Origin of the sequence: Saccharopolyspora ipomoeae (assembly GCF_029952525.1) — a bacterium.
Classification (GTDB): Bacteria; Actinomycetota; Actinomycetes; order Mycobacteriales; family Pseudonocardiaceae; genus Saccharopolyspora; species Saccharopolyspora ipomoeae.
The window spans coordinates 79,635-94,883 of record NZ_JASAOF010000005.1; the positions used below are offsets into that span (position 1 = coordinate 79,635).

13 protein-coding genes are annotated in these 15,249 nt (G+C 71.3%); 1 reads left to right on the forward strand and 12 read right to left on the reverse strand.

The features are described 5' to 3' along the window. Positions 1–33: 33 nt before the first annotated feature. Genes QFW96_RS11385 through QFW96_RS11400 form a run of 4 tightly spaced genes read right to left on the reverse strand, consistent with a single transcriptional unit; the run spans position 34 to position 3,693 of the window. Positions 34–642 (reverse strand): GTP-binding protein, encoded by a 609-nt coding sequence (locus QFW96_RS11385; protein ID WP_281455545.1) that lies wholly within the window; start codon positions 640–642, stop codon positions 34–36. Continuing rightward, entirely contained in the window at positions 626–997 is a 372-nt protein-coding gene (locus tag QFW96_RS11390; protein ID WP_281455546.1) for a DUF742 domain-containing protein, read from the reverse strand. The genes QFW96_RS11385 and QFW96_RS11390 overlap by 17 nt, the downstream gene beginning before the upstream one ends. Before the next feature lie 3 nt (positions 998–1,000). Then, a complete protein-coding gene (locus tag QFW96_RS11395; protein ID WP_281455547.1) occupies positions 1,001–1,420 on the reverse strand; it encodes a roadblock/LC7 domain-containing protein in 420 nt (139 codons plus the stop codon). Between the two features lie 5 nt (positions 1,421–1,425). Beyond that, positions 1,426–3,693, reverse strand: a complete 2,268-nt coding sequence (locus QFW96_RS11400) for a sensor histidine kinase (RefSeq protein ID WP_281455548.1) — start codon at positions 3,691–3,693, stop codon at positions 1,426–1,428. Between the two features lie 432 nt (positions 3,694–4,125). On the opposite strand from QFW96_RS11400, the gene QFW96_RS11405 reads away from it, so the two are divergent. Further along, the gene (locus tag QFW96_RS11405) at positions 4,126–6,345 is read left to right on the forward strand and encodes a GH92 family glycosyl hydrolase (RefSeq protein ID WP_281455549.1); all 2,220 of its coding nucleotides are present in this window, start codon (positions 4,126–4,128) and stop codon (positions 6,343–6,345) included. Here the strand turns inward: QFW96_RS11405 and QFW96_RS11410 are convergent. The 8 genes from QFW96_RS11410 to QFW96_RS11445 form a co-directional block, all read right to left on the reverse strand. Continuing rightward, on the reverse strand, positions 6,330–7,508 hold the full coding sequence (locus QFW96_RS11410; protein WP_281455550.1) for a PucR family transcriptional regulator: 1,179 nt from the start codon (positions 7,506–7,508) through the stop codon (positions 6,330–6,332). The two genes, QFW96_RS11405 and QFW96_RS11410, sit on opposite strands and share 16 nt — an antisense overlap. A gap of 112 nt (positions 7,509–7,620) precedes the next feature. Further along, positions 7,621–8,727, reverse strand: a complete 1,107-nt coding sequence (locus tag QFW96_RS11415; protein ID WP_281455551.1) for an MCE family protein — start codon at positions 8,725–8,727, stop codon at positions 7,621–7,623. After that, positions 8,724–9,872 (reverse strand): MCE family protein, encoded by a 1,149-nt coding sequence (locus tag QFW96_RS11420; RefSeq protein WP_281455552.1) that lies wholly within the window; start codon positions 9,870–9,872, stop codon positions 8,724–8,726. The genes QFW96_RS11415 and QFW96_RS11420 overlap by 4 nt, the downstream gene beginning before the upstream one ends. Next, a complete protein-coding gene (locus QFW96_RS11425) occupies positions 9,872–11,056 on the reverse strand; it encodes an MCE family protein (RefSeq protein ID WP_281455553.1) in 1,185 nt (394 codons plus the stop codon). The genes QFW96_RS11420 and QFW96_RS11425 overlap by 1 nt, the downstream gene beginning before the upstream one ends. Continuing rightward, positions 11,053–12,069 carry an MCE family protein gene (locus tag QFW96_RS11430; protein WP_281455554.1) on the reverse strand — a complete coding sequence of 339 codons (1,017 nt, stop codon included), beginning with the start codon at positions 12,067–12,069 and terminating at the stop codon, positions 11,053–11,055. The genes QFW96_RS11425 and QFW96_RS11430 overlap by 4 nt, the downstream gene beginning before the upstream one ends. Then, entirely contained in the window at positions 12,066–13,094 is a 1,029-nt protein-coding gene (locus tag QFW96_RS11435; RefSeq protein ID WP_281455555.1) for an MCE family protein, read from the reverse strand. Before QFW96_RS11435 ends, QFW96_RS11430 begins: the two co-directional genes overlap by 4 nt. After that, positions 13,091–14,413: an MCE family protein gene (locus QFW96_RS11440; RefSeq protein WP_281455556.1), complete on the reverse strand. Its 1,323-nt coding sequence runs from the start codon at positions 14,411–14,413 to the stop codon at positions 13,091–13,093. Before QFW96_RS11440 ends, QFW96_RS11435 begins: the two co-directional genes overlap by 4 nt. Further along, positions 14,410–15,249: an MlaE family ABC transporter permease gene (locus QFW96_RS11445; RefSeq protein ID WP_281455557.1), complete on the reverse strand. Its 840-nt coding sequence runs from the start codon at positions 15,247–15,249 to the stop codon at positions 14,410–14,412. The genes QFW96_RS11440 and QFW96_RS11445 overlap by 4 nt, the downstream gene beginning before the upstream one ends.

A 15,249-nucleotide genomic window follows, 5' to 3' on the forward strand; every position in this document is an offset into this window, starting at 1 on the left:
GGACATCACTCAAAAGTGGCTAATGGGAGCCACTTACACTCCAGACTTACTCCTCCCACGCGCCGAAGCCGCACCGGCAGTAGCAGTACCAATGACGTGCTCCAGCAGTCGGGCGAGGACGTCCTTGACGTCGGCGCGCCGGCGGGCGTCGAAGTTCACCACCGGGACCTTGGCGGTGTCGATCTGCAGCGCGTTGGCGATGTCCTCGGGCCGGTAGCGCTGCGTGCCGTCGAACTCGTTGACCGCGACCACGTAGGGGATCTTCCGGTCCTCGTAGAAGTCCAGGCTGGAGAAGCAGTCGTCGAGCCGGCGGGTGTCGGCCACGACCACGGCTCCGAACGCGCCGTGCGTGTGGTCGTCCCACACCGACCAGAACCGCGACTGGCCGGGCATGCCGAACAGGAACAGCGGGGTCCCGTTGCTCAGGTTGATCCGGCCGAAGTCGATGCTGACCGTGGTGGTCGTCTTCTCCGGGACCCCGGTCAGCGCGTCCACCGAGGCGCTCGCGTCGGTGATGGGCTCGTCGGTGAGCCGCACGTAGCGGTCCGGGTCGGCCACGCTCTTGATCAGGGTCGTCTTGCCGCACCCGTAACCGCCGGCGATGACGAGCTTGACCGGCGGCCGCTCAAAGCTGTTTAACACTGTCCAGAACCCCCTGTAGGTATTCCAGTGTTGCATCGGAAACGGTTTCTTCCGGGGTGCTCTCGCCGTCGAGGGTGAGAATCCCGCGGCGCAGCAGCGCACCCACGAGCGCGCGTGCCGTCAGCACCGGGGTTCCGAGGCTTCCGGCGACCTCGGCGATGGCGACCGGGTTCTTCGCCAGCTCCAGCGCGGCGCTGTCGCTCATCGACAGGTCGCGGTGCCCGTCGCCCCCGACCCTGGCGACCACCTGCGTCGCCAGGTCCAGGTCCAGGTCGGCCTTCTCCGGGGCACCGGCGACGACGAACGGGCGCACGCCCGCTCCCGGGTCCTCTGCGTGGACGTTCTGCTCGGCCATCGGTTACGGCCTCGTCCCCGTCAGCGAGTCGGCTCCGCCGCGTCCCTCGGTGACCAGGTGCTCGCCGACCTGGGCGAGCAGCCGGTCCAGCTCGACGTTGACGATCAGCGGATCGGCTGCGGTGTCGACGCACACGGTGATCCCGGTGCGCTCGGCGGCCAGCGCGAGGATCACGAACCGGTTCGCGCCCTCGATGACCGTCTTGCTCAGGTCACCTCCCCCACCGATCACGCTCACCCGCTTCGAGGAGCTGAAGGCCGACGCCGACATCGCGGCGAGGTCCTCGGCCTGCTCCTTGGACACTCCTTCGGAGGCGGCCCTGGGGAACCCGTCCGACGACCACAACACGACGCAGTCCACGTCCACGACGCGCTGCGCGAAGTCGGTCAGCACCCAGCTCAAGTCGTCCCGGCTATCGCTCACTGTGTTCACCCCTCACCCTGGTCGTTCCCGTGGTTCTGACGTCCGGACACGAAGCCCATCGCTCCGCCGCCGCCCGCGCTGCGCCGCGTTCCGGTGTCCTCGCCGGAGGTTTCGGCCTGTGCCTTCTTCTCCTCGTCCAGCGCGCGGCCGACGGCGGACGCTCCCCGGCGGCGCACCGGCAGGCCCACCGGGGAGGTCTCCAGCGGAGCTTCCTCGGCCGGTTCGGCGCGCGGCTTGGGCGGTTCCGGGCGGGTGCGGGTCTCGACCGGCTCGGCCAGCAGCGCGGTGGCGCTGCCCAGCGTGCCGCGGCTGGTGGAGCTCACCGACGGCGCGGAGCGCTCGAACTCGGGCTCGCGCAGCAGGTCGCCGGGGATGGCGACCTCGGCGCGGATGCCGCCGGACTCCCCTGCGGTCAGCGCGACCTGGATGTGCCACTGCTGCGTGATGCGGGCGACGACCGGCAGGCCGAGCTGCATGTGCCGCTGGACGCTGCCGAGGGCGAAATCGGTGTCGGTGCCCAGGATCGCGTTGGCCTCGCCGAGCTTCTCGCCGGGCATGCCCAGGCCGCGGTCCTCGATGACGACGACGAGGTCGCCGTTGCGCTCCTCGGTCCACACGCGGGCCTTGCCCTGCGGCGAGCTGTAGTTGGCGGCGTTGTCCATCAGCTCGGCGAGCACGCGGATCAGGTACGGAGCGGCCTGGCCGTCGATGGCCACGGCGCCGGGGTGGCGGGTGTGGATGCGGCCGTAGTGCTCGATCTCGGCTCGCGCCGATTCGAGGATGACCTCCATCGGCGTCGGGCCCTTGTGGTAGCGGGCGAGCCGGTTGCCCGACAGCAGCCGCAGGTTCTCGGCCAGGCGGCGGGCGCGCAGCAGGAGGCTGTCGAGCACCAGCAGCGCCCGGTAGCGGGGTGCGGCCTCGCCGGCCTCGCGCTCCTCGGTGTCGACGATCTGCATCGCGCTCTGCACGATCTGCTGGACTCGCGCGGCCATGCCGACCACGACGCGGGTGAACGCGTCCGAGGTCTGCTTCTGCTTGATGCGCTCCTGCACCGCGACCTGGTAGGCGCCGGCGAACGCGTCGGCGACCTCGCCGATCTCGTCCTTGCCGAAGTCCAGCGAGCGCAGCGGAGCGGAGACGTCGACCTCTTCGCCGCGCTCGACCTTGCGGAACAGCTCCGGCACGTCCTCGTCGGCGATCTTGCGGACGGCGTCGCGCAGTTCGACCAGTCGCTGCGGCACCAGGGCCACCAGGTGACGTCCGGCGAACCACCACATCAGCAGCGCGGCACCGGCGGTGGCCAGCAGCACGAGCCCGGCGAACAGGGCGGTGCGCAGCAGCGCGTTGGTGCCGTTGGTCAGGCCGAGGTCGGCGCCGTAGCGGGCCTGCTCGACGGCGAGGTCGGTGATCTCCGCGGTGACCTGGTCGCTGACCCGGTGCCACTGCTCGGTGGTGACGCCTTGCGCCTGGCCGCCGGACATCATCTGCTGCTCGATCGCCCGCAGCTGCTGCCAGCTCCCGGAGCGGGTGAGCTCCTCGTAGCGCTGCTGGACCTGCGGCGAGGCGTGCGGCACCTGCTCGGCGATCTCGTCGTGGTAGGAGCCCACGAGCACCGCGAAGTCGACCTGCTCCTGCGGCGTCATGCGGGATTCCACGCCGCGGGTGCCCAGGATCGTGGTCTGCGCCATCTGGTCGCCCGCGCGGAAGATCTCGGTGGCGGTGATGCCGGCCTGCCCGGCCTGGGCGTCCTCGACGGAGCGGGCCTGGCCGTCGAACAGGTCGGCACCGGCGTCGAGGACCTCGTTGTAGTCGCGCAGGGTTTCGGTCTTGCGCGCCGGGTCGATCGGCGTCGACGGGCGGGAGCGCGGCAGCTGGTCGAGCAGCGTGCCGACCCGGTCGATCTTGGCCTTCATGTCGGCGGGGACGGCCGGGTTGGAGCTCAGGTCGGAGAGCCGGTCGGACAGCTCGGCGACGGCGCGGTCGGTGGCGGCGTAGCGCTGGTCCAGCACGTCGGGGCGGGCCTGACCGTCGAAAGCCCGTGCCACGACCTGGCGTTCGGCCTGCACGGCGGTGAAGGTGCGGACAGCGGGGATCGAGGTGTCCTGCACGGTGACGGCGACGTAGCGGACGATGAGCCCGTCGACGAACGAAGGCGCGAAACCGGCGAGCACCACGACGAAGAACAGCGCGACGATGGTGATCAGAATGTTCCTGATCCTGCGCCGGAGGCTCGTCCTGTCCGGCTCGCGCGTTCTGATCCCGGTTAACCGCACGTCGACCGCACTCCTTCGGTTGTCCTCAGATGAGACAGGCCCCGGCCCCCCGGCAGCCTTCGCGCGAATTCATGCGGAGTGCGCGCTCCGCCGGGCGTCCACGACTTCGGGAACTCCGCACCGAATGCGAGCGGGCGTGCAGCACCGCCGGTCCGATGATCATCCGCGCTTGGTCGGGACAGTACCAGCACGCTTTTCGGCGTTGATCACTGATCTCCCACGCGGTTTGACGCGGAAGCGGACATGAACGGCGGTACTCGATTTCGGTTACGTTCTTCTTGCGATTCCCCGGAAAACACCGACGAAAGTCGGTCCGGATTTCACCCGGGCTTGTCCTGTTGTCATCGTCGCCCGATATTGCCCCGCTCCCGGCTCGTCGCTACGTTGAGGACATCCTGGTCTGGACAACGTTGTCAATCGGGAGGTCTTCCTTTGCGACGCCGGCACGACGTCAAGACCGTTCGACGCACCAACGTTCCCAGCAGACTCGCGGCGGCCGCTCTGGCCGCGGCGACCGCGCTCGCACCGGCCCCGGCGGCCGACGCGGCGATCGACGATCCGGCCCAGTACGTCAACCCGTTCGTCGGAACCAAGCCCGGCGGGCCCGATTTCGGCCACGGCGGCGGTGCGGGAAACACCTTCCCCGGCGCGGTGGCGCCGTTCGGGATGATGCAGTTCAGCCCGGACACCGCGACCTACCAGCACGGCGGCTACTCCTACGACGACGACCGCATCCGCGGCTTCAGCCTCACCCACCTCTCCGGGGCCGGGTGCGGGGACTTCGGCAACGTCCCGTTCATGCCGGTCCTCGGCGACTCCCCGGTGGCCGACCACTCCTTCTCGCACGACGACGAGTCCGCCTCCCCCGGCGCCTACGACGTCACCTTCGACAACGGGCTGCGGACCGAGTTGGCGGCCACGCAGCGCTCCGGCGTCGCGCGGTTCACCTACCCGCGGGGCCAGCAGGCGGGGTTGTCGGTGGACGCGGCGAAGGCGTTCAACGACGCCACCGGATCCCTGGAGATCGGCCGCAACAGCATCAGCGGTCACAGCGACAGCGGCGGTTTCTGCGGTGCCGACAACAGCTACCGGGTGTACTTCCACGCGACCTTCGACCGCGATTTCAGCGCCCGCCAGGTCGACGGCGGGCGGGCGTTCGTGCAGTTCGACACGGCGGAGTCGGCGAGCGTGGTGGGCCGGATCGGGATCTCGTTCGTCAGCGCCGACAACGCCCGCGCCAACGCCGAGGCCGAGCAGTCCGGCCGCGGTTTCGACGAGATCCGCGACGGCACCCGCGCCGCGTGGAACGGGTTGCTGGGGCGCATCGACGTCGGCGGTGGCAGCGACGAGGACCGGCGGCGGCTCTACACCGGCCTCTACCACTCGCTGTTGCACCCCAACGTCTTCAGCGACGTCAACGGCCAGTACGCGGGCTTCGACGGCCAGGTGCGCACGGCGGCCGAGGGGCACGCGCAGTACGCGAACTACTCGGGCTGGGACGTCTACCGCTCGCAGCTGCCGCTGGTGGCGCTGATCGCGCCGGACATCGCCTCCGACATAGCGCAGTCGGCGGTGAACCAGTCCGAGCAGGGCGGTTACTTCGACCGCTGGACCGTCGCCAACGGCGGGACCGGGGTCATGGTCGGCGACCCGCTGCCGATCATGGTGGCCAGCGCTCATGCCTTCGGCGCAACGGATTTCGACACGACCGCCGCGCTGCGCGAGATGCGCGAGGGCGCCACCCACGACGACGAGCGACCGGGTCACGACGAGTACGACTCGCTGGGCCACATCCCGCCGGGCGTGGAGGGCGCCACCGACTCGGTGTCGACGACGCTGGAGTACGCCGGCGCCGACTTCGCGATCTCGCAGTTCGCCGGGCGGCTGGGAGACACCGCCACGCGTGACGAGTTCCTGGGCAGGGCGCAGAACTTCAAGAACCTGTTCAACCCCGGCAACCGCTACCTGCAGCCGCGCAACGCCGACGGGTCGTTCACGTCGTTCGACCCGGTGCAGACCGAGGAGTACACCGAGGGCAACGGCGCCCAGTACACGTGGATGGTGCCGTTCAACCACCGCGGCCTGTTCGACCTGATGGGCGGGAACGCGGAGGTGGTGCCCCGGCTGGACGAGTTCTTCGGCGAGCTCAACGCGGGTCCGGACGCCCCGCACGCCTACCTGGGGAACGAGCCGTCGCTCAACACCCCGTGGGCCTACGCCTACGCGGGCAGGCCGGACCGGACGCAGGACGTGGTGCGGCGGGCGCTGACGTCGCTGTTCAAGTCCACACCGGACGGTGAGGTCGGCAACGACGACCTGGGCCAGATGTCGTCGTGGTCGGTGTGGGCCTCGATCGGGATGTACCCGCAGGCACCGGGCCGCTCGGAGCTGGTGCTGGCCAGCCCGATCTTCTCCTCGGTCCGCATCGACCGGGGCAACGGCACGGCCATCGACATCACCGCCCCCGAGGCCGAACCGGGCGCGCCCTTCGTGCGCGGCCTCGCGGTCAACGGCGCCGAGAGCTCGAAACCGTGGGTCGGCGAGGACTTCGTCGCCTCGGGCGGCACCCTCGACTTCACCCTCGGCACCGAACCCGACCCCACCTGGGGCACCGCCCCGCAGGACGCGCCCCCGTCCTACGACGAGAGCTGAGGACCGGTGTCGGCGTCGCGCCAGCGCAGCACTTCCAGCGCGGCGCCGACACCGACCACGTCCTCCGCCAGGGGGCGCGGCAGCAGGTCGTCGGCGCGGGCGAGGCGGCGCAGCACGGTGTTGCGGTGGGTGTAGAGGCGTTCGGCGGTGCGGGAGGCGTTGCACTGCTCGCGGATGTAGGTGCGCACGACCTGGCGCATCTCCGGATCGGCGTCGCGGAGCTCCCCGAGCACCTCGGCGACGAACTCGTCGGCTTGGGCGGGGTCGGCGGTCATCAGCGCGACCAGCTGGACGTCCTCGTAGCGGGCGACCTGCTTGCAGGAGCCGAGCCGGGCCAGCATCCGCTGCGCGGTGAGGGCGTCGAGGTGGCTGCGGCGGAATCCGTCCACGCCGCGACCGGGGCGTCCGATCGACACGCGCACGTCCGGCCGGGAGCCCAGCCGCTCGGACAGCTCCTCGATGCACGCGGTGGTCGTCACCGGCAACCAGATCCACAGGGTGGCCGCGGTGGCCACCACGGTCAGCCGCCGACCGGCGCCGGTGAGGCGCACCAGTTCTTCGGCGGCGCTCTCCAGCTCCTCCAGCCCCGCCCCGGTGGTGCTCCAGACCACGGCGGCGGTGTGCGGGCCGGTCAGCCCGTAGCCGAGCTTGAGCTCGGCTCGGCGCGCGCTGATCGGGGACCCTTCGAGGATGAGGGTGACGGCGGCCCGGCGATCGGCGTTGGTGCCGCGGGTGAGGGTGTCGAGCTCCTCCTGCATCCGCTCGCTGATGCCGGCGATGGTGTCGTTGACGTAGGTCGAGATCGACAGCGCCGTGATTTCGAGGAGTTCGCGCAGCTCGCCGGGGTCGGTGGTGAGCGAGAAGCAGATCTCCATCCAGAACCGCCAGGCGACGTTCTGCCCGGCCCGGTAGGTGTCCAGGGCGTGCGCGTCGAGGCCGCGGCGCACCAGGTCGCGGGCGGTGTCGAGGGCTTGGGTGCCCAGGTGGGGCGGGACCCGGCAACCGGGGTCCTGGACGTTGGCCGCCGCCCAGTGCACGACGTTGTCGACGTTGGTCTGCCGCAGCTCGTCGGCGAGCACCGGGTCGGCGGCGATGGCCTGGGTGCGGTCGGCGTCGAGGACGGCGGCGTGCAGCTCGTCCGCCCACCTCGCGGGCGGCTTCAACGCCGCCTCCGCCCCAAGCCGGATCAACTCCCGCACCCGAGCGGAAGGGCAGGGCCACGACGGAGTCACGGCAGGCACTATGCCCCACTTGATCCCGTTTGGGGAGAGGTGATCACCGGGGGTGTTCGCGCTGTGCGCCTCGGACGTTGATGGGGCTGCCCGGGGGTTCCGCGCAGTTGGCCCGGAGGTTGGCCGGGACTTCGGCGAGGTCGGTTCCCGCGCGCTGGTGGGTGCTCTCGTAGCCGCGGGTGCAGACGAACGGGTCGAAGTTGTTCAGGACCAGGCCGAATCGGGCTCGGCCGTCGCCGGGAACGGTGGTCTTGGTGCCCTCCGCGAGGCTGGGGTAGGTGACCAGCAGCTGCTCCACCCCGTCGAGCCGGGTGCGGTACACGTTCGCGGTGGTCAGCAGGTTGCCGACCAGGCCGCCGAGCTGCGGTCCGGTGTCCCGCAGCAGCCCGCTGACCTGCTCGGCGGCATCCGGTGCCGCGCGGATGACGCGTCGCAGGTCGGCGTCGGAGGCGCGCAGCTGCCCGGCGAAGGCGTGCAGGTCGCGGCTGAACGAGGCGATCTCGGCGCCCTGCTCCCGCTGGGTCTCCAGCACGGTCCGGCCGCTGGTGATCAGGTCGAGGGTCTGCGGCAGGTGGTCGGTGGCGTGCCGGGTGTAGGCGTGGGAGGTGTCCAGCAGGGCGCCGAGCGGTCCGTTGAGGCCGGTGAAGGCCAGGTCGAGCTCGGTGACCACGGTCTGCAGCGACCCGATCGGGATGCTGCTGACGGTGCGGTCCAGGTTGGCCAGCAGCTCCTCCGGCGGCACCGGGATCGAGGTGCGATCGCTGCCGATCACCGAACCGTCCCGCAGGTGCGGGCCGCCGTCGGAGCGGGGCCGCAGGTCGACGTACTGCTCCCCCACCGCCGAGCGGTTGGTGACGACGGCGTCGGTGTCGGCCGGGACCTCCGGCGCGCTGTCCTCGATCTCCAGCGACACGTCGACGCCCTCGGGCGTCAGCCGCAGCGGCCCGACCCGCCCGATCGGCAGTCCGCGGTAGGTGACCTCGGCGTTGGTGAAGATGCCGCCGGAGTCCCGGAACCGCGCCACGGCGGTGTACCCGCGGGAGGACACCAGCCGGTCCAGCCCGGCGTAGGTGGCGCCGACGTAGGTGATGCCGACCAGGGCGATCAGCGCGAACGCTCCGAGCTGCAGCTTGACCCGTTGGGAGATCACCGGCCACCTCCGAGCACGACGTCGAACGGCCCGCCCGGTCGCGGTGGCGGCGGCAGGGCCGGTCCGGGGGCTGGGGCCGGGCCAGGGGCAGGGGCGGGGATCGGCAGCGGTGGTTCGCCGGGCCCGGCGCCGCCGGTGGGCGGCGGCCGTCCCTGCAGCACGTTGTCCACGAAGGTGCTCAGGTCGAGGTCCAGCTGCAGGTCCAGGTTGGTGTAGTCGCCCTTGATGGCGTTGACGGTGTAGTCGGTGAACGGGAAGGTGACCAGGACTTCCAACGATTTGGGGAGGTCCTCGCCCGCTTCGGCGAGCTTCTGCAGGATCGGGCTCAGCGACCGCAGGTTCGCCACGGCGTCGTCCTGGCTGCGCTCGGTGGTCTCCACGGCGACCTCGGAGAGCCGGTCCATCTGCTGGAGCATCGTGACGAGCTGCCCGCGCTGCTCGTTGATGACCTTCAGCCCCGGTCCGAGGTTGTCCAGCGCGAAGGCGATGTCGTGCTGCTGCCCGACGAGGGAGGCGGCGAGCCGGTTGAGACCGTCGAGGGCGCGGGTGATCTCGTCGCGCTGGCCGTCGAGCTCGCGGGCGAAGATCTCCAGGTTGCGGTGCAGCGACCGGATGTCGTCCTCGTTCCCCGACAGCGCGGCGCCGAGCTCCTGGTTGATGTGCTGCAGCTGCCCGATCCCGCCGCCGTTGAGCAGCATCGACAGCGCGCCCAGCACCTCTTCGACCTGCGGGTGGCGGTTGGTGCGCGACAACGGGATCCGGTCGCCGTCGGTCAGCAGCGCACCACCCGGCGCGGGGGAACCGTCGAGCTGGACGTACTTCTCGCCGAGCAGGCTGGACTGGCGCAGCTGCGCGAGCGCGGCGGCGGGCAGCCGCACGTCCCGGTTGATCTCCATGTCGACCTCGGCGGTCCAGCCGTCGGGGGCGAGCCGGATCCCGGAGACCCGCCCGACGGCGACGTCGTTGACCTTCACGCCGGCCTGCGGCACCAGGTCCAGCACGTCGGCCAGCTGCGCGGTCACCCGGTACGGGTCGTCGCCGAGGTCGGCGCCTCCGGGCAGCGGTGCGTCGTACATCCCGGTGAAGCCGTGCTGCCCGCACCCGGTGACCAGCAGGGCGCTGAGCAGCAGCATCGCGATCCGCATCAGCGGCCACCTCCCGGGTGCGGGGTACCGGTGTCGCGCAGGGCGTCGACGAGCGGCAGCGGGATGTCGGGCGCGTGCCCGCGCTGCAGGGACGCCATCGCGTCGGCCGGGGACGGCAGCGGGAGAGCTCCGGTGACGACCGGTTCGACGCGCGCGCAGGCGTCGGCGAGCACCGGTGGCACGGGGCGTTGCGGTGGTGACTGCCGGAGCAGCTTGCAGACGAGGACGATCGGCGGGTGGGTGAGCTCGTTGATGTTGCCGCGGGTGCGGGTGACCCCGGCGGAGGCGCCGTAGGTGTTGGCGAGGTTGGCCAGGCCCAGCGGCGCCAGGTCGGTGACCTCCTCCAGCGCCGCCCGCTGGTCGACGAGCACCTGCGTGACCGCCCTCAGGTGGTCCACGTTGGACTGGAGCACGGCGCGGTTGTCGCGGATGAACCCGGCGGTGTCGGCCAGCGCGGGGCCGAGTTCCCGCAGCGCGGAACCGAGTTCACCGCGTTCGGCGGCCAGGAACGACGCGGCGTCGGCGAGCTGGGTGTTGAACCGGCGGACCTCCTGGTCGCTGTCGGCCAGCGTGCGGTTGAACAGCTGCAGGTCGTCGACGGTGGCGAACATGTCCTCCTTCGACCCCGACAGCGTCGTGGTGGCCTCGCCGAGGCGGCGCAGCATGTCGTTGAGCTCCGCCCCGCGGCCGTCCAGGTTGGCGGCCTGCACGTCGAGGAAGTCCGACAGCGCGCCCTCCCGGTTCGCCCCGTCGGGCCCGAGCATCCGCACGGTGCGGTCGGTGTTGCGGTTGATCTCGTCGAGCTCCAGCGGGGTCGCGGTGCGCTCGCGCGGGATCACGGCGCCGTCGGCCAGCTGCGGCCCGCCTTCGTAGACCGGGGCGAGTTGCACGTACCGGTCGCTGACCAGGCTCGGCGCCACGGCAACGGCTTTCGCGTCCGCGGGGATCGGAGTGCCGTCGTCGATGCGCATCTCCACCCGCACCCGGGTTCCCTCCGGCACGACCTCGGTCACCGAGCCGACCCGCATGCCCAGCACCCGCACGTCCGAGCCCGGGAAGAGCCCGACGGTGGCGCCGAAGTGCGCGGTCACGGAGGTGCGCGCGGCACTGGCCACCGCCCACCAGGTTGTGCCGGTGACCACCAGCGCCACCGCGATCACGATCGCCATCAGCCGCCTGCTCATCGCGGACCTCCCTCGACCGGCGGGTGGCAGCCCTGCTCGTTGGCCGACACCGGTCCGGCGTGCAGCACGGGCGGGACCTGGCCGCACACGTAGCTGTCGAACCAGCGCCCGTTGGCGACGGTGTTGCTGAAGTAGCGGGCGAACGGGGCGAGGTTCTGCAGGCCCCGGTCGAGGTTGGCCTGGTTGCGGTGCAGGACCGCGGTGACCCGCTCCAGCGTGGTCAGCGCGGGCCGCAGCTGCGCGTGGTTGTCGGCGACGAGCCCGCGCAGCTGCTCGGAGAGCTCCCGGGTGCTGCGCAGCAGCGCGCTGATGGCCTCCCGGCGGAACCGGATCTCCTCCAGCAGCAGGTTGCCGTCGGCGAGCAGCCGGGCGAAGACCTGGTCGCGGTCGCCGAGCACCCGGCTGACCTGGCGGGTGTTGCTCAGCAGCTGCTTGAGCTGCTCGTCGCGCTTCGAGATGACCTGCGAGAACGACGAGAGCCCGCGCAGCGCCTCGCCGACGTGGGCGGGCGTGCCGCGGAACGTGTCGGCCATGGTCCGGAAGCTCTGCGCGAGCGCGGCGGTGTCGACCTCGCCGGAGGTGCGGCCGAGGTCCTGGAACGCCTCGGTGACGTCGTAGGGCGAGCGGGTGCGGTCGGCCGGGATCGTCGCGGCGGAGTCCTGTTCGCGCTCGCCCTGCGGGTCCAGCGCCAGGAACTTCTGCCCGAGCAGGGTTTTGATCTCGATGGAGGCGGTGGTGCGGTCACCGACCCAGGCGTCGTCGACGCGGAAGGCGACCTCGACGTGCTTGCCGCGCAACGACATCGACGTCACGGTGCCCGCCTTGACCCCGGCGATGCGGACCTCGTCGTCGGGTTTGAGCCCGGCTGCCTCGGTGAACTGCGCGCGGTAGGTGGTGCCGCCGACGACGGGCAGGTCCTCGAAGTGGAACGCCAGCAGCGAGACCAGCGTGATCAGCACCAGCCCCACCGCCCCGGCGGCCGCCGGGTCCCGTCTCCTGAGCCTCCCGATCATCGGCACCTCCCCGGCATCTGCTCCGGAGCCGTGGCCGGGAGCGGCACGGCCACACCGAGGTTCGAGATGCGCACCTGCCCGGAGCTGCGGCAGAGGAAGTAGTTGAACCACGACCCGTAGCTGGCGGTGCGGTTGATGGTGTTGAGCTTGTCCGGCAGCCCGGCGGCGAAGCGCTCCACCAGCGGCCGGTGGCCGTCGAGGTGGTGGGCGAGCGCTCCGAGGTGCTGGATGCTCTCGCGCAGCGGCTGCCTGCCCTCGGCGAGCAGCCCGGCGGTCGCCTCGTTGACCTGGCCGATCCCCTCGACCGCCGAGCCGATCTGCTCGCGGTCGGCGGCCAGCCCGGACACGACCTGCTGGGTCTGCACCAGCACCTCGTCGAGCTCGGCGTTGCGGCTGTTGACGGTGCCGAGCACCTCGTTGAGCCGGCTGATGACCTCGCCGATCACCTGGTCGCGGGAGGCCAGCGTCCGGGTCAGCGATCCGATGTGGGCCAGCAGGCTCTGCGCGGTTCCGCCTTCGCCCTGCAGCGTCTGGATGATCGCGTGCGAGAGCTTGTTGACGTCCTCCGGCGAGAGCGCCTGCAGCAGCGGCTTGAACCCGTTGAACAACGCGGTGAGGTTCAGCGCGGGCCGGGTGCGGTCGATCGGGATCGTGGCGCCCTCCGGGAGCATCTCGCGGGTGCCCTCCCCCCTCTCGACGGCGAGGTAGCGCTGGCCGACGAGGTTGCGGTACTTGATCGACGCGGTGGTCGAGCGCGGCAGGGCGCGGTCGCCGTAGAGCGTGAACTCCACGTGCGCCTGGCGGCGCTCGGCGATCTCGATGGAGCGGACCTGGCCGACCTTGACCCCGGCGATGCGCACGTCGTCGCCCTCGTTGAGGCCGGTGACATCGGTGAACCGGGCCGAATACCCGGTGGTGGGGCCGACACTCGTGTTCGCGATGGTGACGCCGAGCAGTCCGGTGGCCAGCAGCGTCACCGCGACGAACGCGATGAGCTTGGTCAGCGACGGCCTCATCGATCTCATCGCACGTCCACCTCCGCTCCTCGGTACAGCGGTCCGACCAGCAGCGTGCTCCAGCCCGGCACTTCGTCCGGGCGCAGCCGCGTCGCCGGTGACAGCAGCGCGGCGATCAGGTTCCGCTCGGCCGGGGAGTGCTGGAGCGACCCGGCGGGTCCGGTGGCCGAGCTCGGGCTCGTCGCGGCAGGTGGTGTGCGCTGCTCGCGCTGCGGCGGGTGCGTCGAGCCGTCTCGCGGCGGTCCGCCGCCGGGCAGGTCGGCGGGCATCGGGACCTGGTCGTAGCAGCGGGGTCCGCGCCGGTCCTGCCAGCGGGGTTCGTCGTGGCCGGGCAGGTACTTGGCGCCGTCGTCGCTGATCTCCACCCGGAGCCGGATCACGCCGGGAGTGTCGGTCCCCTTGCCCGCGACCTGGTCGAGGCGCGGCACGGCGTCGGCGAGATCGTCGAGCAGGCAGGGGTATTCGGGCGCGTAGCGGGCCAGCAGCGCCAGGTGCTCGCGGCTGGCCGCGTTGAGCCCGATGATGTTCTCGGAGTTCGCGCGCAGGAACCCGTCCAGGTCCGCGGAACCGGTGGTGACCGTGCGGTACAGGCGGTCCAGGCCGGCGCGGTTGTCGGCGACGGTGCGGTGGTTGACGGCCAGGTCGCGCAGCGCCTGCGCGAGATCCGGGGCGGCGTCGGCGTAGAGGTGTGCCACGTCGGCCAGCGCCCGGATGTTCCCCTTCAGCTCCGGCAGCACCGGGTTGAACCGCTCCAGGTAGGCGTTGGTGGCCACCAGCGTCTCACCGAGCTGCTCGCCGCGTCCGTCCAGCGCCATCGAGACCGTGTTGAGGGTGGTGGCGAGCTTGTCCGGCCGGACGGCCTGCAGCACCGGCATCAGGTCGCTGAGCACCTTCTCCAGCTCGATCGAGGTCCGGCTGCGGTCCTGCTCGATGACGTCGTCGTCGCGCAGCGACTCGCGGCTGGGGCCCGGTGGCGGGACGAGGCTGACGTAGCGCTCGCCGAACAGGGTCTTGGGCAGCAGCCGGGCGCTGACCCCGGCGGGGATGAGCGGTGCCTTGTCCGGGTGCAGCGCCAGGTCCAGCTCGGCTCCGGTCGCGGTGGCCCGCACCTCCCGCACCTCGCCCACGACCAGCCCGCGCACCTTGACGTCGGAGGGCGGTTGCAGCTGGTTGCCGACCCGGTCGGTGCGCAGCAGCACGTGCACCACCGGCGTGAACGCCTTCTGGTACACCGCGACCGTGGAGGCCAGGAACAGCGCGATCACGCTGAGGAACACCGCGCCCACCACTCGGCGGCGCAGCGTCTCGACCCGCTCCCCCGCCCTCATCCGGCGATCCGCACGGTCGTGGTGGCGCCCCAGATGGCCAGGCTCAGGAAGAAGTCCAGCACGTTGAGCGAGATGATCGCGGTGCGCACCGCGCGGCCCACCGCGCTGCCGACCCCGGCGGGGCCGCCCGCCGCCCGGAAACCGTAGTAGCAGTGCACCAGGATGATCATCAGGCTGAACAGCAGCACCTTGCCGAAGGAGAACAGCACGTCCTCCGGCGGCAGGAACAGGTGGAAGTAGTGGTCGTAGGTGCCCGCCGACTGCCCGTAGAAGTAGACGGTGATCACCCGCGAGGCCAGGTAGGACGACATCAGCCCGATCACGTACAGCGGGATCACCGCGCCGATCCCCGCCAGCACGCGGGTGGTGACCAGGAACGGCACGCTGCGCACCGCCATCACCTCCAGCGCGTCGATCTCCTCGGAGATGCGCATGGCGCCCAGCTGCGCGGTGAACCCGCACCCCACGGTCGCCGAGAGCGCCAGGCCGGCGACCAGCGGGGCGACCTCGCGGGTGTTGAAGTAGGCGGAGACGAACCCGGTGAAGCTGGCGGTGCCGAGCTGGTTGAGCGCGGTGTAGCCCTGCATGCCGACGACGGTTCCGGTGAACAGCGTCATGCCCACCATCACCCCGATCGTGCCGCCGAGCACCGCCAGCGCACCGCTGCCGAAGGTGACCTCGGCCAGCAGCCGCAGCACCTCCTTGGAGTAGCGGCGCAGCGTGCGCGGTGCCCACGCGATCGCGCGCAGGTAGAACAGCGCCTGGTCCCCGGCGGTGTCGAGCACCGCCAGCGGGCGGTGGAGCAGCCGCCGGACGCGGCCGGTCGCCACGACCAC

Bases quoted from the DNA above. Each gene is read 5' to 3' on its own strand.
- QFW96_RS11420 (WP_281455552.1), bottom strand. From the start codon at position 9,872: ATGCGGATCGCGATGCTGCTGCTCAGCGCCCTGCTGGTCACCGGGTGC.
- QFW96_RS11440 (WP_281455556.1), bottom strand. From the start codon at position 14,413: ATGAGGGCGGGGGAGCGGGTCGAGACGCTGCGCCGCCGAGTGGTGGGC.
- QFW96_RS11425 (WP_281455553.1), bottom strand. From the start codon at position 11,056: ATGAGCAGGCGGCTGATGGCGATCGTGATCGCGGTGGCGCTGGTGGTC.
- QFW96_RS11435 (WP_281455555.1), bottom strand. From the start codon at position 13,094: ATGAGATCGATGAGGCCGTCGCTGACCAAGCTCATCGCGTTCGTCGCG.
- QFW96_RS11430 (WP_281455554.1), bottom strand. From the start codon at position 12,069: ATGATCGGGAGGCTCAGGAGACGGGACCCGGCGGCCGCCGGGGCGGTG.
- QFW96_RS11390 (WP_281455546.1), bottom strand. From the start codon at position 997: ATGGCCGAGCAGAACGTCCACGCAGAGGACCCGGGAGCGGGCGTGCGC.